This window comes from Mesorhizobium comanense (assembly GCF_005503535.1).
Taxonomy (GTDB): domain Bacteria; phylum Pseudomonadota; class Alphaproteobacteria; order Rhizobiales; family Rhizobiaceae; genus Mesorhizobium; species Mesorhizobium comanense.
This window is the reverse complement of record NZ_SCNN01000008.1, coordinates 38537-58892: the sequence shown is the minus strand read 5'-3', so window position 1 is coordinate 58892 and position 20356 is coordinate 38537. Positions and strand designations below refer to the sequence as shown.

At 63.9% G+C, this 20356-nt stretch carries 26 protein-coding genes and 1 other RNA gene; 15 read left to right on the top strand and 12 right to left on the bottom strand.

From position 1 onward, the window contains the following. Window positions 1-53: 53 nt before the first annotated feature. The 4 genes from FFS37_RS15695 to FFS37_RS15680 form a co-directional block, all read right to left on the bottom strand. Window positions 54-278 carry a ribbon-helix-helix domain-containing protein gene (locus FFS37_RS15695; protein ID WP_137931863.1) on the bottom strand — a complete coding sequence of 75 codons (225 nt, stop codon included), beginning with the start codon at window positions 276-278 and terminating at the stop codon, window positions 54-56. Window positions 279-288: 10 nt separating this feature from the next. Next, complete coding sequence (locus FFS37_RS15690; RefSeq protein ID WP_137931862.1) at window positions 289-483, bottom strand: DUF4169 family protein; 195 nt, start codon at window positions 481-483, stop codon at window positions 289-291. A 17-nt stretch (window positions 484-500) separates the two neighbouring features. Continuing rightward, on the bottom strand, window positions 501-1031 hold the full coding sequence (locus FFS37_RS15685) for an SspB family protein (RefSeq protein ID WP_137931861.1): 531 nt from the start codon (window positions 1029-1031) through the stop codon (window positions 501-503). Between the two features lie 146 nt (window positions 1032-1177). Continuing rightward, window positions 1178-1867: a TetR/AcrR family transcriptional regulator gene (locus tag FFS37_RS15680; RefSeq protein WP_137931860.1), complete on the bottom strand. Its 690-nt coding sequence runs from the start codon at window positions 1865-1867 to the stop codon at window positions 1178-1180. A gap of 187 nt (window positions 1868-2054) precedes the next feature. Here FFS37_RS15680 and FFS37_RS15675 point away from each other — a divergent pair, with 187 nt between their 5' ends. Further along, a complete protein-coding gene (locus FFS37_RS15675) occupies window positions 2055-3260 on the top strand; it encodes a multidrug effflux MFS transporter (RefSeq protein WP_137931859.1) in 1206 nt (401 codons plus the stop codon). A gap of 129 nt (window positions 3261-3389) precedes the next feature. Here the strand turns inward: FFS37_RS15675 and FFS37_RS15670 are convergent, their stop codons facing one another. Next, window positions 3390-4397: a glycosyltransferase gene (locus tag FFS37_RS15670; RefSeq protein ID WP_137931858.1), complete on the bottom strand. Its 1008-nt coding sequence runs from the start codon at window positions 4395-4397 to the stop codon at window positions 3390-3392. Between the two features lie 134 nt (window positions 4398-4531). Here FFS37_RS15670 and FFS37_RS35775 point away from each other — a divergent pair, with 134 nt between their 5' ends. Then, complete coding sequence (locus FFS37_RS35775) at window positions 4532-4687, top strand: hypothetical protein (protein WP_171026295.1); 156 nt, start codon at window positions 4532-4534, stop codon at window positions 4685-4687. A gap of 60 nt (window positions 4688-4747) precedes the next feature. Here FFS37_RS35775 and FFS37_RS15665 read toward each other — a convergent pair whose 3' ends face one another. Together FFS37_RS15665 and ssrA are read right to left on the bottom strand one after the other, a co-directional pair. Then, window positions 4748-5302, bottom strand: a complete 555-nt coding sequence (locus FFS37_RS15665; protein ID WP_137931857.1) for an AAA family ATPase — start codon at window positions 5300-5302, stop codon at window positions 4748-4750. Window positions 5303-5406: 104 nt separating this feature from the next. Beyond that, window positions 5407-5767, bottom strand: a transfer-messenger RNA (tmRNA) gene (ssrA, locus tag FFS37_RS15660). Window positions 5768-5935: 168 nt separating this feature from the next. Here ssrA and FFS37_RS15655 point away from each other — a divergent pair. Next, the gene (locus FFS37_RS15655) at window positions 5936-6247 is read left to right on the top strand and encodes a DUF2853 family protein (protein ID WP_137931856.1); all 312 of its coding nucleotides are present in this window, start codon (window positions 5936-5938) and stop codon (window positions 6245-6247) included. A 164-nt stretch (window positions 6248-6411) separates the two neighbouring features. Continuing rightward, window positions 6412-7206 carry a thymidylate synthase gene (locus FFS37_RS15650; RefSeq protein ID WP_137931855.1) on the top strand — a complete coding sequence of 265 codons (795 nt, stop codon included), beginning with the start codon at window positions 6412-6414 and terminating at the stop codon, window positions 7204-7206. A 17-nt stretch (window positions 7207-7223) separates the two neighbouring features. Here FFS37_RS15650 and tsaA read toward each other — a convergent pair whose 3' ends face one another. Together tsaA and FFS37_RS15640 are read right to left on the bottom strand one after the other, a co-directional pair. After that, window positions 7224-7715, bottom strand: a complete 492-nt coding sequence (gene tsaA, locus FFS37_RS15645; RefSeq protein ID WP_137931854.1) for a tRNA (N6-threonylcarbamoyladenosine(37)-N6)-methyltransferase TrmO — start codon at window positions 7713-7715, stop codon at window positions 7224-7226. Window positions 7716-7735: 20 nt separating this feature from the next. Then, window positions 7736-7945 carry a TOBE domain-containing protein gene (locus FFS37_RS15640; RefSeq protein ID WP_137931853.1) on the bottom strand — a complete coding sequence of 70 codons (210 nt, stop codon included), beginning with the start codon at window positions 7943-7945 and terminating at the stop codon, window positions 7736-7738. Window positions 7946-8122: 177 nt separating this feature from the next. Between FFS37_RS15640 and modA the strand changes: the two genes are divergently transcribed. The 4 genes from modA (at window position 8123) to FFS37_RS15620 (ending at window position 11174) form a co-directional block, all read left to right on the top strand. Beyond that, a complete protein-coding gene (gene modA, locus FFS37_RS15635; RefSeq protein WP_137931852.1) occupies window positions 8123-8917 on the top strand; it encodes a molybdate ABC transporter substrate-binding protein in 795 nt (264 codons plus the stop codon). A gap of 19 nt (window positions 8918-8936) precedes the next feature. Further along, complete coding sequence (modB, locus tag FFS37_RS15630; RefSeq protein ID WP_137931851.1) at window positions 8937-9641, top strand: molybdate ABC transporter permease subunit; 705 nt, start codon at window positions 8937-8939, stop codon at window positions 9639-9641. Beyond that, on the top strand, window positions 9638-10750 hold the full coding sequence (gene modC, locus FFS37_RS15625; RefSeq protein WP_137931850.1) for a molybdenum ABC transporter ATP-binding protein: 1113 nt from the start codon (window positions 9638-9640) through the stop codon (window positions 10748-10750). The genes modB and modC overlap by 4 nt, the downstream gene beginning before the upstream one ends. Before the next feature lie 82 nt (window positions 10751-10832). Continuing rightward, complete coding sequence (locus tag FFS37_RS15620; protein ID WP_137931849.1) at window positions 10833-11174, top strand: winged helix-turn-helix domain-containing protein; 342 nt, start codon at window positions 10833-10835, stop codon at window positions 11172-11174. A gap of 86 nt (window positions 11175-11260) precedes the next feature. Here FFS37_RS15620 and cobF read toward each other — a convergent pair whose 3' ends face one another. Further along, window positions 11261-12034 carry a precorrin-6A synthase (deacetylating) gene (gene cobF / locus FFS37_RS15615; protein WP_137931848.1) on the bottom strand — a complete coding sequence of 258 codons (774 nt, stop codon included), beginning with the start codon at window positions 12032-12034 and terminating at the stop codon, window positions 11261-11263. 151 nt (window positions 12035-12185) lie between these two features. Here cobF and FFS37_RS15610 point away from each other — a divergent pair, with 151 nt between their 5' ends. From FFS37_RS15610 to FFS37_RS15585, 6 genes are all read left to right on the top strand, one after another. Further along, window positions 12186-13199 (top strand): DUF4424 domain-containing protein, encoded by a 1014-nt coding sequence (locus FFS37_RS15610; RefSeq protein WP_137931847.1) that lies wholly within the window; start codon window positions 12186-12188, stop codon window positions 13197-13199. Beyond that, a complete protein-coding gene (locus tag FFS37_RS15605; protein WP_137931846.1) occupies window positions 13199-13717 on the top strand; it encodes a dihydrofolate reductase in 519 nt (172 codons plus the stop codon). The genes FFS37_RS15610 and FFS37_RS15605 overlap by 1 nt, the downstream gene beginning before the upstream one ends. Window positions 13718-13884: 167 nt before the next feature. Continuing rightward, a complete protein-coding gene (gene hflK / locus FFS37_RS15600) occupies window positions 13885-15000 on the top strand; it encodes an FtsH protease activity modulator HflK (protein ID WP_137931845.1) in 1116 nt (371 codons plus the stop codon). Next, entirely contained in the window at window positions 15000-15968 is a 969-nt protein-coding gene (hflC, locus tag FFS37_RS15595; protein ID WP_137931844.1) for a protease modulator HflC, read from the top strand. Before hflK ends, hflC begins: the two co-directional genes overlap by 1 nt. A gap of 6 nt (window positions 15969-15974) precedes the next feature. Beyond that, entirely contained in the window at window positions 15975-16163 is a 189-nt protein-coding gene (locus FFS37_RS15590) for a DUF2065 domain-containing protein (protein ID WP_137931843.1), read from the top strand. A 144-nt stretch (window positions 16164-16307) separates the two neighbouring features. After that, a complete protein-coding gene (locus FFS37_RS15585; protein WP_137931842.1) occupies window positions 16308-17825 on the top strand; it encodes a DegQ family serine endoprotease in 1518 nt (505 codons plus the stop codon). Between the two features lie 31 nt (window positions 17826-17856). Here the strand turns inward: FFS37_RS15585 and FFS37_RS15580 are convergent, their stop codons facing one another. Together FFS37_RS15580 and serB are read right to left on the bottom strand one after the other, a co-directional pair. Then, window positions 17857-18429, bottom strand: a complete 573-nt coding sequence (locus FFS37_RS15580) for a GNAT family N-acetyltransferase (protein WP_137931841.1) — start codon at window positions 18427-18429, stop codon at window positions 17857-17859. After that, window positions 18426-19313 (bottom strand): phosphoserine phosphatase SerB, encoded by an 888-nt coding sequence (serB, locus tag FFS37_RS15575; protein WP_137931840.1) that lies wholly within the window; start codon window positions 19311-19313, stop codon window positions 18426-18428. The genes FFS37_RS15580 and serB overlap by 4 nt, the downstream gene beginning before the upstream one ends. Between serB and miaA the strand changes: the two genes are divergently transcribed. Continuing rightward, the gene (gene miaA / locus FFS37_RS15570) at window positions 19303-20268 is read left to right on the top strand and encodes a tRNA (adenosine(37)-N6)-dimethylallyltransferase MiaA (RefSeq protein WP_137932043.1); all 966 of its coding nucleotides are present in this window, start codon (window positions 19303-19305) and stop codon (window positions 20266-20268) included. The genes serB and miaA overlap by 11 nt on opposite strands. Window positions 20269-20356: the final 88 nt, after the last annotated feature.

Sequence of the window (20356 nt, the reverse complement as noted above, 5' to 3'; positions counted from 1 at the left end):
GTGAAAACAAAGGCTTAGAGCGGTTCGGCGATTCCGTGAAACACTGACCCGCTCTAAGGAGCCGTCCCACGCTTCGCCTGGTCCAGGACATAGAGCCTGAGCGCCGAGGACAGGTTGGTGTCGCGCGGCCGCGTCGCGTCGATTTCGGCGACAAGGGCGGCGAGTGTCAGATCTCTCGCCGCCGCGATCGCGACGAGATCGTCGTAGAAAGGCTTTTCCAGGGAATAGCTGGTGCGGTGGCCGCGAATGGTGACCGAGCGCTTTTCGACGGCGCTCATGGCGGAACGCTCACTGCGCGTCCTTGCCGGACGGATCGAGGCGATGGCCGTCGACAAATCTTTCCGCCTTGTCGGCCATGAGCTGGTCGCGCTGCTTGTCCGCCTTCGAACGACCGTGAAGGGTCCGGTTCTGCTCCGCCACGCGCGCCTTCTCGTCCCGCGCCCGCTGTTTGCGGACCTGGCGGAGATTGACGATGTCGGCCATGGCGCGGACCCGCGGGCCTATTTCTTGCGGAAGGCGTCGAGCGAAACCACCTCGGCGCCCTTGGCATCGGCCGCGGCGGGTTTCTTCTCCGGCTCGGCAGCGGCCTTCTTCTCGGCCTTCGGCTTCTTCTCCGAAACGATGGTCAGCGGCTCCGGCGCGGATTGGGCCGGCTCCTCCTCGGGCTGCGCTTCAGTCTTGACGTCGAACTCGAGCTCGAAATTGACCGAAGGATCATAGAAGCCGCGCACGGCCGAGAACGGAATCTCGAGCTTCTCCGGCACGTCGGAGAAGGACAGGCCGACCTCGAAGCCGGTGTCGGTCACCTTCAGGTCCCAATACTGGAACTGGATGACGATGGTCATCTGCTCGGGATAGCGTTCGCGCAGGCGCGAGGATACCCGCACGCCGGGCGCCCCGGTCAGGAAGGTGATGAAGAAATGATGGTTGCCTGGAAGGCCGGTGCGCGCGACCTCGGCCAGGACCTTGCGCATGACGCCGCGCAATGCCTCCTGGGCCAGAATGTCGTAGCGGATGTGGTCGTCGGCCATGTGGCGGTCGGTTTCCGTTGAATCGTCCGCATAGCTGTAATCAAGCTTGAGGGCGCCGTAAACCTGATATAGACCGCCGCCGCACCGAGACGAGGACTATTGCCAACGATTTGATCGGCGAAGCCGGCTTGCAACAGCGGCAAATGTCATGCGCTGGCGAGCGTGGCCTGCTTCTTGACGCCGGCTGGGGCAGGGCGCTTGCCGAAAGCGCGCAGGAAGGTGCGCACGCCGTTTGTCGCCGATTGCACCACCTCGTCCTCGCGCGGCGTACCGCCAAGCATGAAGGTGGTCTGCAGTTCGGCGTTGACGAGGCCAAGGAACTGACGCGCGGCCACGTCGGGATCCTCGATCGCTAGGTAACCGCCATAGGCGAGGCGGGCGAAGCGGGCGGCGAGAGCCGGCCATGTCCTGCCGGGACCTTGTTCGCGCCACTCGGCAAACAGTTCGGGATAGCGTTCGCCCTCGGTCTGGATCAGCTTGCGCAGGAATTTGCCGTCGCGGTTGCAGATGCAATTCTGGTTGAGGCGCACTGCAAAGCCGATCAGATCCTGTTCGAGATTCCCGGGCTGATCCGGGAAGGTGGCGATGGTGGCGAAGATGCCGGCATTGCAACGCTCGGTCAGATCGCGCACCACGGCGATGAACAGCTTTTCCTTGTCGCCATGATGGTTGTAGACGGTCTGGCGCGAGACGCCGGCCTCGGCGGCGATCAGGTCGATATTGGCGCCGGCGAAACCTTCGCGGCAGAAGACCCCGGCCGCCGCGTCGACAATGGACAGACGCTTGGCCTCGTGGCCGCGTGGCGGGAAAGTGTCAGGAGAAACGCCCAATCTCATGAAAATCTATATAGAGGTGATTGACGATTTGGACAAGGCTGTCTAAATTTGTGGACAGAGAAAATGAGGTTTCGGCCGGAGAGGCAGCGAGAATTCGCTTCCGGAGTGTCGGAATCCGACGGGATGGAACGTCCTGGGGTTAGACGCCGACCGGCGGCGGCAACCAGATTCGAAAGAAGCCAATATCATGAGTCCCAAATTCCTCCGCATCGCGGTCGTGCTCGGCCTGTTGTCCGCCATCGGCCCCTTCGCCATCGACATGTACCTGCCCGCGCTGCCGTCGATCGGCACCGATCTCCATGCCGGCACCGCCGCCGTGCAGATGAGCCTGCTGATCTTTTTCCTGTCGATGGGTTTTGGCCAGATCATCGTCGGGCCGATCTCCGACATGGTCGGCCGCAAGCTGCCGCTCTATGGCGGTCTTGCGCTGTTCATGGTCGGCGGCATCGGCTCGGCCATGAGCCCGACCATCGAGTGGCTGATCGCCTTCCGCTTCCTGCAGGGCCTCGGCGCCAGCGCCGGCATGGCCGTGCCGCGCGCCATCGTGCGCGACCTGCATACAGGCAACGAAGCGGCCAAGCTGATGTCCTTGCTGATGCTGGTGTTCTCGGTGTCGCCCATCCTGGCGCCGCTGACCGGCAGCCAGATCATCGAGAATTTCGGCTGGCGCGCCGTGTTCTGGACGGTGACGGGTGCGGCGGCCCTTGCCACCATCCTGCTCGCGACCTCGCTCAAGGAGACGCGGCCGGCCGAAGAGCGCGTCGGGTCCTCCTTCGGCACCGCGCTTGCCGGCTACCGCTTCCTGATGGGTGACCGCAACTTCCTCGGCCTGGTGGCGATCGCCGGCTTCGGCATTGCGAGCTTCTTCGTCTATCTGTCGAGCTCGTCCTTCATCCTGATCGACCATTACGGGCTGTCGCCTTCGGTCTACAGCGTGTTCTTCTCGATCAATGCGGTGGCCTTCATCGGCATGTCGCAGATGACGGGGTTGCTGGCGGAGCGGTTCGGCCTGCGGCGCGTGGTGCGTGTCGCGGTGACCGGTTATGCGACGACGATGGTGATCCTCTTGGCGATCATGGCTACGGGGGTCGACCGGCTCGACGTGATGGCGGCACTGCTGTTCGTCGGTTACGGCTTCCTCGGCCTGGTCATCCCGACCACCTCGGTGCTGGCCATGGAAGAGCATGGCGAGATCGCCGGCACCGCCTCGGCGCTGATGGGCACGCTGCACTTTGCCATCGGCGCACTGGCCATGGGGGTTGCCGGCGTGTTCTTCGACGGCACGCCGCTGCCGATGGTCGCGGGCATCACGCTTTGCGCCGTGATCTCGTTCACGCTGGCAAGGCTCACGCTCGGCCGTTCGCGCGACACCGTCGAAGCGCCGGCTGAATAAGCGGCCGCGCACATAGAAAAAGGCCGGGTTCGTCCCGGCCTTTGTCGTAACCGAACACGCTGTACTCGAACACTTTGCACTCGGACACTTTGCACCCGGACACCTGCGCCCGCGGCGGCGCGGCCAGTATCAGCCGAGCCCAAACTCTCTTTCCGGAAATTCCAGGCCGGCGACGCCGCTGTCTGCATGTTCCGCCAACCGTGCCGTTATTGAAGGCAGCTTTTCTTCAAAACGTGCGCGGCGCAGGCGCCTTTGATCTCTCCCGAGATGGGCGATTGCCGTGCGTGCCTTGCGTTCGATCCGTTTGATCGCCAGGGAGAGGGACACAGAGGTCGAAGACGATTGGAACAGCTGCGCCCATTCGGTGCCGGCCGCGAGCCGCCGGTAGATCGCCATCGCCTCGCTCTCCACGCCAACAGGGTTCCTCGACCAGGGCTTTTTGCTGCTGAAATGACGCGCATAGGTCTGCGTGAACGCTGGCATCCAATGCAGGTTCGTCATGGCATTCCATAGTGGGTGGAGGGTCTGCCAGCTGCCCTCAAAGGCAACGTTCATGGCGTCCTGATCGTGCTGGACGCAGAGCTCCATGTGGTCTGTCGCGAACTGGCGTGCCTTTTCCAGCAGTCCTGCGTTGCGGACCGCTGGCATGTCGAAGACAAGCACTCCGGCATTGAAATACGGCGCACCGGCTCGCAGCGACAAGCGACGGCGGTAGTCAAGATCATAGTAGGAAGGGAGGTCATGGGCGGCGAGCAACGGCGCGCTCATCGCGGACGAAAGCAGTTCGGCGGGATCGCGGTTCAAGAGAACGTCGCAATCGAAATAGGCGACACGCTCATAGGGCTCGAACTGCGGCACGAGATCAGCGAAAATGCGAAGGTAAGTGGCCTTGGTTATCCTGGCGCTGAAATTCAGCGAAAGGCCATCCAGAAACCTGGACGCGTCGACCATTTCGACATCGGGGGGCAACACGCGGGAGACGGCCTCAAACCTGTCATCCTCGGGTCCGGCATAAAGGATATATCCCCTGGTCGAGGTAGCGCTCAATTCGCCGGCGCGCTTGGCGGCAAGGGCAGCGAACGGAAGGTAATTTCCATCGCATGCCAGAAAGTAGCAGTGAGTTCGTTGCGTGGCCATGGTCGTCTCAAGCGCGAAGCGCGAGGGCTGACCGGTCAGGATTGATCACCAGGCATCTCACTGCAGTTCCCATCGCGCCGGCCATACCACACCCCCTCACGAAGGGACAGCATAGTCTCTGCCAATGCGCAGCGATGAAGGGCGTTCTCGATCCCGGCAGTGACGCTTCAGTGTTCGGACAATCCGGAGGATCCCGGCGCCGCGATCCGCTCTGCGCCGTGATCTCCTTCACGCTGGCCAAGCTCACGCTCGGCCGTTCGCGCGAAACCGCCGAAGCGCCGGCGGAATAAGCGTCCTTCAAGGGACCGGGAAGGCAGGGAACTGAAAGGCCGGGTTTGTCCCGGCCTTTTTCATGCCCGCAGGCCAGCCTTGTCGAGGATGAAGCGGACACGCTCCTCCACATGCGCAAGCGGCAGGGGGACCAACTCGTAGCCCAGTTCGGCATAGGCGCCGGCCACCGAATCATGCGTACGGATTGCCTCGTCGAGCGTCTGTTTGCGCTCGTCGTCCTGCGCGAAGATCTCCGGCCAGGGCGGGGCGATGAAGATGTGGCGCGCGTAACGGAACGCCCTGGCCGCGTTGACGGCATGATCCGGCACCGGCAGGCCGCAAAGCCTGAGATAGCCGATCGTGTCCGGCACGCCGCGATCGAAGAATACCGGGCCCGGCTTTGCCTGCGCGACCTGCCAGGAACGCAGTTCCCACGACAGCATCAGTTCGGCGAACAATGCCCGGTCCCGCCATGGCAGGGCGGGGCCGCCGATCGCCATCTGGTCGCGGATGATGCCGCGCCCGGCCTCGGGCACCGTCGCGAAGCCCGCTTTCCGCAGGGCTTCGATCAAAGTGGTCTTGCCGAAACCGGGACCGCCGGTCAGCACGAAGAATCGATCGCAATCGTTGTGCATGTCTCATCCATGGAGAGAGTGCGCGCAGCCAGGCAGTCGCGCGGCGGGCACGAAGGCTCGGCCGACGAGAATCGCCGTGACGCAGGACGCATGTTGGGGGGAGAAGTGGAGGTTTCTGTTGCCAGGTACCTCCGAACCCCGCCTAGAAGTGCGAACCCCTAGGGCTTGATTTGAAGCTATCGCACTGCATTAAGCAGCGAGACGTGCTTCCGCATAGTTGTCGTTGGCAACTATAAGTTTAGCCCGATGACGGTGGTACAATGCCGGGCAAAAGTACGATCTTTACACCTTCGTCGATCCTATTTCGCCCCCAGCAAAAACCGCTCTGCTCTCGAGAGCGGCTTTTGGTGGAGGCGCCGGGTACCGCCCCCGGGTCCGAACGGCTTATTTCATCGCCCATTTATCGCCATAGTCGGTCAAGCCGACGAAGCGAATATAGGGGCCGGTCGTGGAAATTGAAAGGCCGCAACAAGGCTTTATCCCTGTGTCAAATTGCGACGGCGAGGGTTGACTTGGCAACGGTCTCAAACCAAGCTCGGCGAGCGGTGAGGAGTTATCGATCTAGCGCACAAGTTGCGAAGCGCGCCACAGCCCTCATCGACCGGATTCGTGGCGCCGACGAGGGGAATTTCGATGGCCGACTATCTTGCAGACGTGAAGAAGTATGACGCCGGCGCGAGCGCCGATGTGGTCGAAAAGATCGTCAAACACCTGGGCATCGCGCTCAGGAACCGCGACTCCTCGCTGGTGTCCTGCACCGACCCGAAGGAGCTCGAGCGCGTCAAGGAAAGCTGGGTGGCCAAGAAGCTCGGCATCAGCGACGGCGCCAAGGCCGATGCCGCGATCGAAAAGACCTGCAAGGCTATGCATGCCGACCACAGCAAGCACCGCGTGACCTTCTACTATCTGGTGGCCAAGGATCTGGGCAAGCTCGGCTCGCTCTGAGGATCCGCGATTCCATCCTGGCGGCCGGCGGGCTCTATCCGACCCGGCTCGCCAGTGTGGTTATCGGCTTTTGCCATCCTGCGATGGGGACGAACGCATAGAGGCGTGGCATACGCGCTGCCATGGCGCTATGATCGGCGAGATCAAGAATCGAGCCGGAACCGATGCGCCAGTATCTCGACCTTCTGCAGCATGTGCTGGACCACGGCGCCGACCGCGGCGACCGCACCGGCACGGGCACACGTTCCGTCTTCGGCTACCAGATGCGCTTCGATCTGGCGCGCGGCTTTCCCGTCACCACCACCAAGAAGCTGCACCTGAAGTCGATCATCCATGAACTTCTGTGGTTCCTGGCCGGCGACACCAACATCAAATATCTCACCGACCACGGCGTCACGATCTGGGACGAATGGGCCGACGAGAATGGCGATCTCGGCCCGGTCTACGGCAAGCAGTGGCGGTCCTGGCCCGATGGCCATGGCGGTTCGATCGACCAGATCGCCAATCTTCTGAAGGAGATACGCCGCAATCCTCAGTCCCGGCGGCTGATCGTGTCTGCCTGGAATCCGGCCGAGGTGGAAGCCATGGCGCTGCCGCCGTGCCACTGCCTGTTCCAGTTCTACGTTTCGGAAGGCCGCCTCTCGTGCCAGCTATACCAGCGTTCGGCCGACATTTTCCTCGGCGTGCCGTTCAACATCGCCTCCTACGCGCTGCTGACGCTCATGGTGGCGCAGGTGACCGGGCTGAAGCCGGGCGATTTCGTCCACACGCTGGGCGACGCGCATCTCTACTCCAACCATTTCGAACAGGCGCGCGAACAGTTGCGGCGCACGCCAAGGGCACTGCCGACAATGTGGATCAATCCGGAGGTGAGGGACCTTTTCGCCTTCCGCTTCGAGGATTTCCGGCTGGATAACTACGTCGCCGATGCATCTATCAAGGCGCCGATCGCGGTCTAAGCCTTGGGCTGGCGGGCTCAGCCAATCTCGAAATCACCCGCCTGCGGCGGTGCGATCGGCTTGAAAAGCGTGCGGTCCGGCTTGAGGTCGAGCAGCGGCGTTCCGTCGATGCAATCCAGGCCTCGGACGAGCAGGGTATGGTCCTCGACCCCGACAAGCGTGACGATCGAGGTGCCGATCGGGTTGGGCCGCACCGGGGAGCGCAGCGAAAATGTGCCGCGCGAGGTGCCGTCGCTGGCCGGGCTCTGCTTGACGAGATCGCGCCGCGACAGGTGCAGCCAGTAGAGCACCTCCAGCCGCTCGAATTTTTCCACACCTTCCAGCGCCTGCCGCCACGGCTCGAAGATTTCGATTCGGCAGGCCGGGCCATCCTCGCGGCCTTGGCGTGGCGTGACCAGCCGCGAGGCCCAGGGCGTGCGGATGACGCCGATGAACACCAGGCCGGCGTCGGTCGGCGGCGGCGCCTCGACCGCGACCTCGCTTGGCCGGATCTCGTTTTCGCGGACCATGTCCGGTCGTTGCGGACGGCTCAGTCGACGCCGACCATCACGTCCGAGGCCTTCACCACGGCATAGGCCTGCTTGCCCTTTTCCAGCTTGAGGTCGGCGACGGCCTCGTTGGTGATCGAGGAGGTGACGATGGTGCCGCCGCCGATGTCGATCCTGACATGCGAGGTGGTGGCTCCCTTGACGATCTCGGTGATGGTCCCCTTGAGGACGTTGCGGGCGCTGATCTTCATTTCTTGTTCCTTCCGATGCTGGTCTGCGCCTGTCTTAGCAGAACAGCTGCGCCGTGCCACTCACAAGACCTAGATAGAGTGTTTCAATGGGTGCCGGGCCTTCCCTTGCTATGTTCGTGCGGATATATCGGTTCTCAGGCTTTGGGCCGTACGGATTTCAAACCAGGGAGAGATTTCATGACGGGCAAGGGTTTTGGATTGAAGGCGATGGCGATCGGCGGGCTGGCGGCGATTTTGATGGCCGCCGTGCCGGCGGCTCACGCCGACGACAAGCTGACCGTGTTTGCCGCCGCCAGCCTCAAGGACGCGCTCGACGCGGTCAACAAGGCCTGCGAGAAGAAGGTCGGCGAAGCCGCGACCATTTCCTATGCGGCGAGTTCGGCGCTTGCCAAGCAGATCGAGGGCGGGGCCCCGGCCGACGTCTTCGTTTCGGCCGATCTCGACTGGATGAAATATCTCTCGGACAAGAAGCTGACCAAGCCGGAGACCGAGGTGCAGCTGCTGGGCAACCAGATCGTGCTGGTCGCGCCGAAGGATTCGAAGGTCAAGACCAAGGTCGAGAAGGGTTTCGACCTCGCCAAGCTGCTTGGCGACGGCAAGCTCGCCATGGGCGATTTCAAGGCGGTGCCGGCGGGCAAGTACGGCAAGGCGGCGCTGGAATCGCTTGGCGTGTGGTCTTCGGTCGAGGGCAAGGTCGCTCAGGCCGAGAACGTGCGCGCCGCGCTGAAGCTGGTGTCGACCGGCGAAGCGCCGCTCGGCATCGTCTATGCCACCGACGCCAAGGCCGACAAGACGGTCAAGGTGGTCGGCACCTTCCCCGAGGATTCGCATCCGCCGATCATCTATCCGATTGCGCAGACCGCGGATTCGAAGGACAAGGATGCGCCTGCCTTCCTGAAGTGCGTGGAATCCTCGGCTGCCGCCAAGATATTCAAGGAGCAGGGCTTCACGGTCCTCAAGAAGAGCAAGTAGGACGTCCTGAAATAGCGACATGAACTGGCTGCTGGACCTCACTCCCGACGAATGGAATGCGGTCCGGCTGTCGATCAAGGTTGCCTTGGTGGCGATGGTGGCCAGCCTGCCGCCCGGCATCCTGATCGCGTTGCTGCTTGCCCGGGGACAATTCTGGGGCAAGACGCTGCTCAACGGTCTGGTCCACCTGCCGCTTATCCTGCCGCCCGTGGTGACCGGCTATCTCCTGTTGCTCACCTTCGGCAAGCGGGGGCCGGCCGGCGCGTTTCTGGCCGAGCATTTCGGTATCGTCTTTTCGTTTCGCTGGACGGGCGCGGCCCTTGCCTGCGGCGTCATGGGGTTCCCCCTGATGGTGCGGGCGATCCGCCTGTCGATCGAGGCGGTGGACCGCAAGATGGAAGCGGCGGCGGGAACGCTCGGCGCCAATCCCTTGTGGGTGTTCGCCACCATCACACTGCCGCTGATCCTGCCCGGGTTGATCGCCGGATCCATCCTGGCCTTCGCCAAGGCGATGGGAGAGTTCGGCGCGACCATCACTTTCGTCTCCAACATTCCCGGCGAGACGCAGACGCTGCCGTCGGCGATCTATACGTTCACGCAGGTGCCCGGCGGTGATGAGGGGGCGCTGCGGCTGACCCTTATCTCGATCATCATCTCGATGGCTGCCCTGGTCGCTTCGGAAGTTCTGGCCCGGCGCGTCGGCCGGCGGATGGATATCGAATGAGCATCCGCGTCGACATCAGCCACAGGCTTGGCGATTTCGCCATCGACATCCGCTTCGAAAGCGCCGGTCGGCTGACGGCGCTGTTCGGCCCGTCCGGCTCCGGCAAGACGACGCTGATCAACATGATCGCCGGCCTGATCCGCCCGGACAAGGGCCGCATCGAGGTCGACGGGCGTGTGCTTGTCGACACCGCAGCCGGCATCTTCGTGCCGAAGCACAAGCGGCGCATCGGCATGGTGTTCCAGGATGCGCGGCTGTTTCCGCATATGAGCGTGATGGGCAACCTGCGTTACGGCCGCTGGTTCACGCCAGCGGCGGAGCGCTATGCCGACATGGACGGCGTCGTCGACCTGCTCGGCATCGGCGCGCTGCTGGGGCGGCGGCCGGCAAAGCTGTCGGGCGGTGAAAAGCAGCGCGTGGCGATCGGCCGGGCGCTGCTGGCCAGCCCCAAGCTTCTGCTCATGGACGAGCCGCTGGCCTCGCTCGACGAGGCGCGCAAGTCAGAAATCCTGCCCTATATCGAGCGCCTGCGCGACGAGACCAGGATCCCGATCGTCTATGTCAGCCATTCTGTCGCCGAAGTGGCGCGGTTGGCCAGCGACGTGGTGATGCTGGCGCAGGGCAAGGTCCTGGCCAGCGGTCCGACCGAGGCGGTGATGCAAAGGCTCGACCTGTTGCCCGCCGAAGAGCGCGGCGAAGGGGGCGCGGTGCTGGATACGAAGGTGCTGCGCCACGACGAGGTGTTCGGCATGAGCGTGCTCGGCTCGGCCGCCGGCGAGATCCGCGTTCCGCGCCTGGCGATGAAGGCCGGCGCTCCGGTGCGTATCCGCATCCGGGCTCGCGATGTGATGATCGCCACCGACAAGCCCACGGGTCTGAGCGCGCTCAACATCCTGCCCGGGACTGTCGTGGCGATGAGCCCGGGCGAGGGGCCGACAGTCGAGGTTGCAATAGACTGCAACGGTGCGACGGTGCTTGCCCGCATCACCGAACAGTCGCGCCAAGCGCTGAAGCTGCAACTCGGCGGCAGGGTGTTCGCAGTGATCAAGACGGTGAGCTTCGATCGCGCCAACACCGGTGCCGGCCTGCCGGCCGAGGCGGATGGATGACAGTCGCTATGTCTTTTTGGAATAGCGGTATCGCTGAAGAGCCTCTAGTATGGGGATCGGGCATGATCGCGGAGGAGCAAAAATGCCGTCGCTGAGCCTGCGGATAAATCTCGATCCCGACGGACGAATCGGCCCGGGCAAGATCGAGTTGCTGGAGCATATCGCCACCTTCGGCTCGATCTCGGCTGCCGCCCGGGGCATGGAGATGTCCTACAAGCACGCCTGGGACCTGGTCGAGGACATGAACCGGGTGTTCGGCAAGCCGCTGGTCGCCGCGCAAACCGGAGGCCGCAAGGGTGGCGGCGCGCAGCTGACGACCGTCGGCCTGGCGGTGGTCAGCCGTTTCCGCGCCATAGAACGCGCGGCGACCGCGGCCGCGTCGACGCATATGGATGCGTTGCAGGCGGAGATCGATGCGGGGTAGGGAGTAGTCATTGGAGTAGTGAGTAGTGAGTAGTCAGTAGTCAGTAGTCAGTAGTCAGTAGGGAATGATATCGGCTTCACTACTCACTACTCACTACTCTCCTCCTGCCTGCGCAGCAGGTACGTGTCCATGATCCAGCCCTTCTTGCGCCGGGCTTCCTCGCGGACTTTTTCGATCTCGGCGCCGACATCGCCGAGGCGGCCGGAGACGACGATCTCGTCCGGCGTGCCGAGATAGGCGCCCCACTGGATGAAGAGGTCGGGGTCGGCGAGCGTGTTGAAGGCGCATTTGCCGTCGAGCATGACGATGGCGCTGCCCGCGTTTTGCGGCATGCCCTCCTCGGTCAAGCGCCTGCCGGTGGTAATCAGCACCGAATCGCCGATGCGGTTGAGCGCCGTCTTGTGGCTGGCGGCAAGCGCCTGGATGGCGGTGATGCCGGGAATGACCTCCAGCTCGAAGTCGACATTGCCGCGCAGCCGAACCCGTTCGAGGATGCGCAGCGCGCTGTCGTAGAGCGAAGGGTCGCCCCATATCAGGAAGGCGCCGCAGCCATGCTCGCCAAGCTCGCCCTGGATCAGGCTTTCATAGATGGCGGCGATGGCTTCGTGCCAGTCGTCGACCGTCGAGCGATAGGAAGGGGCTGGCTCGGCCCGCACCGGCACGTCGAACTCGACGCGGCGCGAGTTCGGATTGGTGACGAAGCGGTCGCAGATCTCGCGCCGCAGTTCGGCAAGGTCGTTCTTCCCGGCCCCCTTGTCGGGAATGAACAGCACGTCGGCGCGGTTCAGGCTTGATATGGCCTGCACGGTCATGTGGTCTGGATTGCCGGCGCCGATGCCGATGACGAGAAGCTTGCGCATGCGGCGCACTCCTGCCTGATCGGAACCTGTTAGTCCAGACCGCACCTTGCGTGTCCAGACCGCACAGGCGCGGCCATCGACGCGGAAGGGCTTTGAAACGCCGCATTGAAACCGCTAGGGTCATCCCGGCATTCCAGCCGAGGGGGCTTCGATGTTGCGATACGTTCTGACGGTGGCGCTGGCGGTTTCGGCCGCGCCGGCACTGGCCAACGATTCGGTGGCCGAACTCGGCACCGGCGGCCTGATCCTGTCGCGCAGCGACGCGGTCGCGATGCAGAGCGAGGACCTGTTCATCTCGCCCGAGAAGGTGACGGTCGACTACGTCTTCCACAACAACACCGACAAGGATGTCAGCGCGATCGTCGCGTTCCCGATGCCCGACATTTCGGGCGATCCGGAGGAGATGCCGGCCATCCCCGAGAACCAGAGCGACAATTTCCTCGGCTTCGAGGTGACGATCGACGGCGCAGCCGCCAAACCGCAGCTGGAGCAGAAGGTGTTCGCGCTCGGCATCGATATCAGCGCCGAGCTGAAGGCGCAGAACGTGCCGTTCAATCCGTTCGGCGACGCGGCCAGGGCGGCGCTGGCGAAACTGCCCAAGGCTGTGGCCGACGACTGGGTCAACCGCGGCATCATCATCGAGAATCCGGAAGCCGACAGCGATCCGAGCCTCAACGCGCCATACGCGCCGTTCTGGCAGTTGCGCTCCACCTATTGGTGGCGCTCGACCTTTCCCGCCAACAAGGACGTCCACGTCTCGCACCACTACAAGCCGAGCGTCGGCGGCACGTCTTCGGTCAGCTTCTTCTATGACGGCAAGTTTCAGGGGCAATACGCCGCCTACAAGACGCGCTATTGCATGGACGACACATTCGAGAACGCGGTTCGCAAGGCGGCCAAGGCCGACGGCTATCCGAAATTCTACGAAAGCCGCATCGCCTATATCCTGACCACCGGCGGCAACTGGGCGGCAGGCACGATCGGCAACTTCAAGCTGACGGTGGACAAGGGCAACCCGCAGGCGCTGGTCTCGTTCTGCGGCGACAATGTCAGGAAGGTCGGACCGACGAGCTTCGAGATGACGGCGAAGGATTTCTATCCGGAGCACGATATCGACATCCTGATCCTCAATCCGTCGGACAATGGCGGCGGGGATGCCAATTGATGGACGTCGCAATCTACGTCGCCATTGCCGAGAACGGCGTCATCGGGCGTGATGGCGGCTTGCCATGGCGGCTGTCGACCGATCTCAAGCGCTTCAAGGCCGATACGATGGGCAAGCCGATCATCATGGGCCGCAAGACCTATGAAGGTATCGGCCGGCCGCTACCGGGCAGATTGAACATTGTGGTCACGCGCGACAAGGCCTGGCGCGCCGAAGGCGTCGAGGTGGCGAATTCATTGGCGGATGCGATCCGGCTGGCCGATGTGCGCGGACGCTGCATGGCCGGCGTCGACGAGGTCTGCGTCATCGGCGGCGGCGAGATCTATGCCCAGGCACTGCCGCTGGCCGACCGGCTGCATGTCACCCATGTGCTGGCCGCTGTCGACGGCGACGCGCATTTCCCGCCGATCGACCCGGCGGCCTGGCGCGTCGTGAGCGCGCAGGATGTGCCGGCCGGCGAAAAGGACAGCCACGCGACCCGCTACACGGTTTACGAGCGCCGGCGCGAGAGGGTTTGAAGACAAAAGAGGCGTTGAAGGACGACAAAGGGTCGCGACAGACCCAAAACAGATAATGTTGGCGGCGCATTGCGTTGAAAGCGTGCTTTGGCGTCCCTATAGAAGAACGACACTGGATTTGCGCCGTAACTCCGGTGCCTGAGGGAATACAGAGCGAAAGGACATTCATGCCCTGGAACGACAAAAGTGGCGGAGGTGGCGGCCCATGGGGCGGCGGCGGCAATAATCAGGGACCCTGGGGGCAGGGACCGAAGGGACCGAGCGGCCCGCAGGGATCGCCTCCCGACCTCGAAGACATCATCCGCCGCGGCCAGGACAGGCTGAGGCGAGCGCTTCCCGGCGGCGGTGGCGCCAGTCCGGCTGTCCTGGGACTGATCGGCGCCGTGCTGGTCGTGCTCTGGGCGTTCCAGGCGGTCTATACGGTGCAGCCCGACGAGGTGGCAGTCGAACTGCGCTTCGGCAAGCCGAAGCCCGAACTCTCCCAGCCCGGCCTGCACTTCCACTGGTGGCCGCTCGAGACCGTCGAGACGGCCAAGATTTCCGAGCAGCTCGTCGACATTGGCGGCGGCAACACCAGCGGCAACGGCCTGATGTTGTCGGGCGACCAGAACATCGTCAACGTGCAGTTCTCGGTGGCCTATCAGGTCTCCGACCCCCGTGCCTATCTGTTCGACGTCTCCGACCCTGACGGCATGCTGCGGCAGGTCGCCGAGAGCGCGATGCGCGAAGCCGTCGGCCGTCGTCCGGCACAGGATATTTTCCGCGACGACCGCCAGGGCATAGCGGCCTCGGTGCGCGAGATCATCCAGACCACGCTCGACGGCTACAAGGCCGGCCTGCAGGTCAATGCCATCTCGATCGAGGACGCGGCGCCGCCGCGCGAAGTGGCAGACGCCTTCGACGAGGTGCAGCGCGCCGAGCAGGACGAGGACAAGTTCGTCGAGCAGGCGAACCAGTACTCCAACCAGAAGCTCGGCCAGGCGCGTGGTGAAGCCGCCCAGGTCCGCGAAGACGCGGCCGCCTACAAGAACCGGGTCGTGCAGGAGGCCGAAGGTGAGGCGCAGCGCTTCATCTCCGTCTATGACGAATACGCCAAGGCGCCCGATGTCACGCGCAAGCGCCTTTATCTCGAAACCATGGAGAAGGTTCTGAAGGATTCCGGCAAGGTCATCGTCGAACAGGGCAACGGGCAAGGGGTCGTCCCTTACCTGCCGCTGCCGGCACTGCAGCAGAAGGCTCCGGCCCCCGCCGCCCTTGGCGCGAATACGGGAGGTAACCAGTAATGGGTAACCGTCTCCCCGTCTTCGTCGTCATCGCGGCGGTCATCCTGTTCCTGATCTATTCCTCGGTCTTCGTGGTCAATGCGCGCCAGCAGGCGCTGGTGCTGCGCTTCGGCGAGATCGTCGACGTCAAGACGGAACCCGGCATCTACTTCAAGGCGCCGTTCTCGTTCTTCGACGCCGATACCGTGCAATTGATCGAGAACCGCGTGCTGCGCTTCGACCTCGACAACATCCGTGTCCAGGTCTCGGGCGGCAAGTTCTACGAGGTGGATGCCTTCATCGCCTACCGCATCTCGGATCCCCGCGTGTTCCGTGCCGCGGTGTCCGGCCAGATCGAACTGGCCGAGGCACGGCTCAGGACGCGTCTCGACGCTGCGCTGCGCCGCGTCTACGGTTTGCGCGATTTCGAGGCGGCACTTTCGGAAGAGCGCGCGGTGATGATGCGCGAAGTGCGCGACCAGCTTCGGCCCGACGCCACCTCGCTTGGCCTGCAGATCGAGGATGTCCGCATCCGCCGCACCGATCTGACGGCCGAGGTCTCGCAACAGACCTATGACCGCATGAAGGCCGAACGCCTGGCCGAAGCCGAAAGGCTGAGGGCACGCGGCAACGAGGCGGCGCAGCGCATCCGCGCCCGCGCCGACCGCGAGGTCGTCGAGATCATCGCAGAGGCACAAAAAGAGTCCGAGATCCTGCGCGGCGAGGGCGAAGCCCAGCGCAGCGCCACCTTCGCGGATGCCTATAAACGCGATCCGGCCTTCTTCGATTTCTACCGGTCGATGAATGCCTATGGCACGGCGCTGGACAACACCGGGACCACCATGGTGCTGTCGCCGAACTCGGAGTTCTTCCGCTACTTCCGTGATCCCGACGGCAAGGAAGGGCCGGCGAAACCTGCTCCGGCTACCCCTGCGGCGCCGGCGGCGGCGCCCGCCGCGCCAGCAACACAACCCAGCACCGGCCAGTAACGGCCGGTGCAGGACTTTCTTGCCGCCATCGGCCTCGTCCTCGTGATAGAGGGGTTGGTCTATGGCGGCTTTCCCGGCCTTGCCCGGAAGCTTGCCACCGAAGTGCTGTCGCTGCCCGAGAATGCATTGCGGATTGCCGGGCTGGCCGCGATCGCCATCGGGGTCGGCATCGTCTGGCTGGTGCGAGGCGGGTAAAGGCGGCCGGTTTGCGGAATAACACTCGATTCACATTCCACCGATAGTCATAGCCGCAAACGTGCCGTATTTTTTGCCAACATGGCGCAGCGCGGTGTTTTCGTCGCTGTGCTTTCTCTTTCAGAAATGCCGGGAGGTTCCTCGATGACATCCACACTCCTTTTGCGCGCGGCTCGGCGGACACTCATCGCTGGCACGGCGGCGCTCCTCGTCGGCACGGTCGCCGTCCCTTCCTTCACGACCCCGACATTCGCCGCCGACGGACCTGCATCGGTGGCCGATCTCGCGGAAGGCGTGCTCGGCGCGGTGGTCAACATCTCGACCTCGCAGACGGTCAAGGGCACCGAAGGCCCGGGCGCGGTGCCGATGCCGCAGCTGCCCGAAGGTTCACCCTTCCAGGATTTCTTCGACGACTTCTTCAAGAACCGGGGCGGTGAGAAGGATAGCGGCTCGCAGAAGGTGCAATCGCTGGGCTCCGGCTTCGTCATCGACGCCGAGCAGGGCATCGTCGTCACCAACAACCACGTGATCGCCGACGCCGACGATATCGAGGTCAATTTCTCGGACGGCATCACCTTGAAGGCGACGCTGGTCGGCACCGACACCAAGACCGATGTCGCCGTGCTGAAGGTCGACCCGAAGGGCCACAAGCTCACAGCGGTCAAATTCGGCGATTCCACCAAGATGCGGGTCGGCGACTGGGTGATGGCGGTCGGCAATCCGTTCGGCCTTGGCGGCACGGTGACGGTCGGCATCGTCTCGGCGCGCAACCGCGACATCAATTCCGGCCCCTATGACGATTTCATCCAGACGGATGCCGCCATCAACCGCGGCAATTCGGGCGGGCCGCTGTTCAACAGCGTGGGCGAGGTCATCGGCATCAACACCGCGATCATTTCGCCGTCCGGCGGTTCGATCGGCATCGGCTTCTCCATCCCTTCGCAGCTTGCGTCGGGCGTTGTCGACCAGCTTCGCCAGTATGGCGAGACGCGGCGCGGTTGGCTCGGCGTGCGCATCCAGCCGGTGACGGACGACATCGCCGAAAGCCTTGGCATGACGACCGCCAAGGGCGCGCTGGTGGCCGGCGTCATCAAGGGCGGACCTGTCGACAATGGCAGCATCCAGGCCGGCGACGTCATCATCAAATTCGACGGTAAGGACATCCACGAGATGCGCGACCTGCCGCGTGTCGTCGCAGAAAGCCCGGTCGGCAAGGCGGTGGACGTGCTGATCGTGCGCAAGGGCGTCGAGCAGACCGTCAAGGTGACGCTCGGCCGGCTCGAGGATGGCGAGAAGCTCGCCAGCGGTGAGAATGGCAACAACACGGACCAGGGCAAGGGCGACAAGGCGCCCGCGGTTTCGACCGCCTCGGTGCTGGGCATGACCGTCGGTGAACTGAACGACGATACGCGCAAGAAGTTCAGCATCGCCGCCGATGTGTCGGGCGTCGTCATCACCGACGTGGCCAAGGATTCGGCTGCGGCCGAACGCGGCATCCAGCCGGGTGAGGTGATTACCGAGATCGCGCAGGAATCCGTCGCCACGCCCAAGGATGTCATGGACCGGATCGGCGCGCTGAAAGAGCAGGGCCGCAAGAACGCGCTGCTGATGCTGGCGTCGAAGACCGGCGAGTTGCGCTTCGTGACGATCCGGATGGATTGAGTTTTTTCGATCCCGCGATTTCAGAAGGCGGCTATCCGGCCGCCTTTTTTCTTGCCTGCCAGTTCTCGCGCGTCAGCCTGTAGAAGACATGCCGCTTGAGCGCGGGATGGCTGTCGGGGATGTCGGGATGATCGAAATCGGCCGAGGGGTCGGCCGTCATGCCGAGGCGTTTCATGACGGCGGTCGAGCGGTGGTTTTCCGCTACGGCGAAGGACACGATTTCGTCGACGGCCAGGGTTTCGAAACCGTAGGCCAGCCATGCCTCGGCGGCCTCCGTGACATAGCCCTTGCCCCAGAATTCAGGGACAAGCCGCCAGCCGATCTCGATGGTCCCGGGCGGCAGGAAGGGCAGATGATCGGTGTCGAAGAGGCCGATGAACCCGATGCATTCGCCTGTCTCGATGATCTCGGCGGCGGCGAAGCCGTAGCCGTCCTCGGCGATCCAGCCGCGAAACTCGTCCATTTTGGCGTCCGCGGTGGCGCGGTCGCGGCGGAACGGGAAGAATTCCATGACCTGTTCGTCGGAATTGATGCGATGGAAAAGCGCGCGGTCGCGCTCCTCCCAGTTGCGCAGGATGAGGCGCTCGGTACGCATGGGTTTCATTGGACGAACTCCTCCTGCCTGAAGCCCTGCAGATAGAGCAGCGCCGTCAGGTCGCCGTGGTCGATGCGGACCTTGGCCTGCGCCGCCACGGCCGGCTTGGCGTGAAGCGCCACGCCCGTGCCGGCCAGGCGGATCATGTCGAGATCGTTGGCGCCGTCGCCGACGGCGATGGCGTCGGCCGGCGTCAGGCCAAGCCGGGTCGAGATTTCGGTCAGCGCCTCGGCCTTGGCGGCGCGGCCGAGGATCGGCTCACCCACCAGGCCGGTGAAGCGTCCGGCTTCTTCGAGCAGGCGGTTGGCGCGGTTTTCCTGGAAGCCGAGCATCGCCGCGATGGGCGTGGTGAAGACTTCGAAACCACCCGAGACAAGGGCCGTCCAGGCGCCGTTGGCGCGCATCGTCTGGACGAGCGCGCGGCCGCCGGACGCCAGTGTAAGCCGGTTGGCGACGATACGGTCGACGACCGCGGCGTCTAGGCCCTTGAGCAATGCAACACGCTCGCGCAAGGCCGGCTCGAAGGCGATCTCGCCATTCATCGACCGCGCGGTGATCGCCGCGACATGCTCCTTGACGCCGATCTCGTCGGCCAGTTCGTCGATGCATTCCTGGTCGATCATGGTCGAATCCATGTCGGCGATAAGGATCTTCTTTCGCCGCGTTTCACCCTGCTGGACGATCACGTCGACCGGTTCCGAGGCCAGGGCGGCGCGCAGGGCGGCGGTCTTCTCGGCGGCGTCGGGGTCCCGCGGCAGCACAAGATCACATGCAATCCCTTCGGCCAGCCAGACGACAGCGCTTGCGCCGACCGACCGTGAGGCCATATTCGCAAGCGAGGGCGACAAAGCGCGGTCAGCGGGACGGGAAACAAGCGTGGCAATGAGCGGCATGGAGAATTCCGGCGCGGATGCGGGCGAAGGCCGCGTTAAAAACGCGATCCTGATAGCCGGGCCGACCGCCAGCGGCAAGTCGGCTCTGGCGCTCGAACTGGCCGTGCGCACCGGCGGCGTTATCGTCAACACCGATTCCATGCAGGGCTATTCGGTGCTCGACGTGCTTACCGCCCGGCCCGAGGCGGCCGATCTGGCGCGCGCACCGCATTTTCTCTACGGCCATGTGCATCCCGGCACCGCCTATTCGACCGGCGCATGGCTGCGTGACGTGATGAGACTTATCGACGAGGGAACGTTGTCGCGGCGGCCGGTCTTCGTTGGCGGCACCGGTCTCTATTTCCGCGCGCTGGCCGAGGGCATTTCGGAAATGCCCGACATTCCGCAGCGGGTGCGCGACCGCTGGCGCTACGAGCTCAAGGAACAGGGCGCAGTCAAGCTTCACGGCATTCTGCTCCGCGAGGATTCGAGAGCCGCCATGCAATTGAAGCCGACCGACAGCCAACGCATCGTGCGGGCGCTCGAGGTGCTGGACGCATCCGGCCGCTCGATTCTGGAGTGGCAGGCCGAGCGCGGCCGGCCGCTCATCGACGGACGGACCGCGCGCTTCCTGGTCATCGAGCCGGATCGGGCGGCTCTCGTCGATCGTATCGAGAGGCGTTTCTACCAGATGCTGGACAAGGGGGCGCTGGAGGAGGTCAGCCAACTGCTGGCCCTTCGCCTCGATCCGGATCTGCCGGCGATGAAGGCGATCGGCGTCCGTGAACTGCAGGCGGCGATGGCTGGATCGTCGACTTATCCCGAAGCGATCGAGCGCGCCAAGATCGCGACCCGGCAATACGCCAAGCGGCAGACGACGTGGTTTCGCCATCAGCTGGGGCCGCAATGGCGGCGGTTGCAGGCTGGTGACGATCTCGAAACCACGATCCAAACGCTTGTTGCTAATGCAACTTAAAAAGTTGACCTCCGGGGAAGAGTTCCCGTCGAGGTTGTCGAAATTAACGCTCCGTAAGTCGGTCCGTGACATAAGATCGGTGGGCACT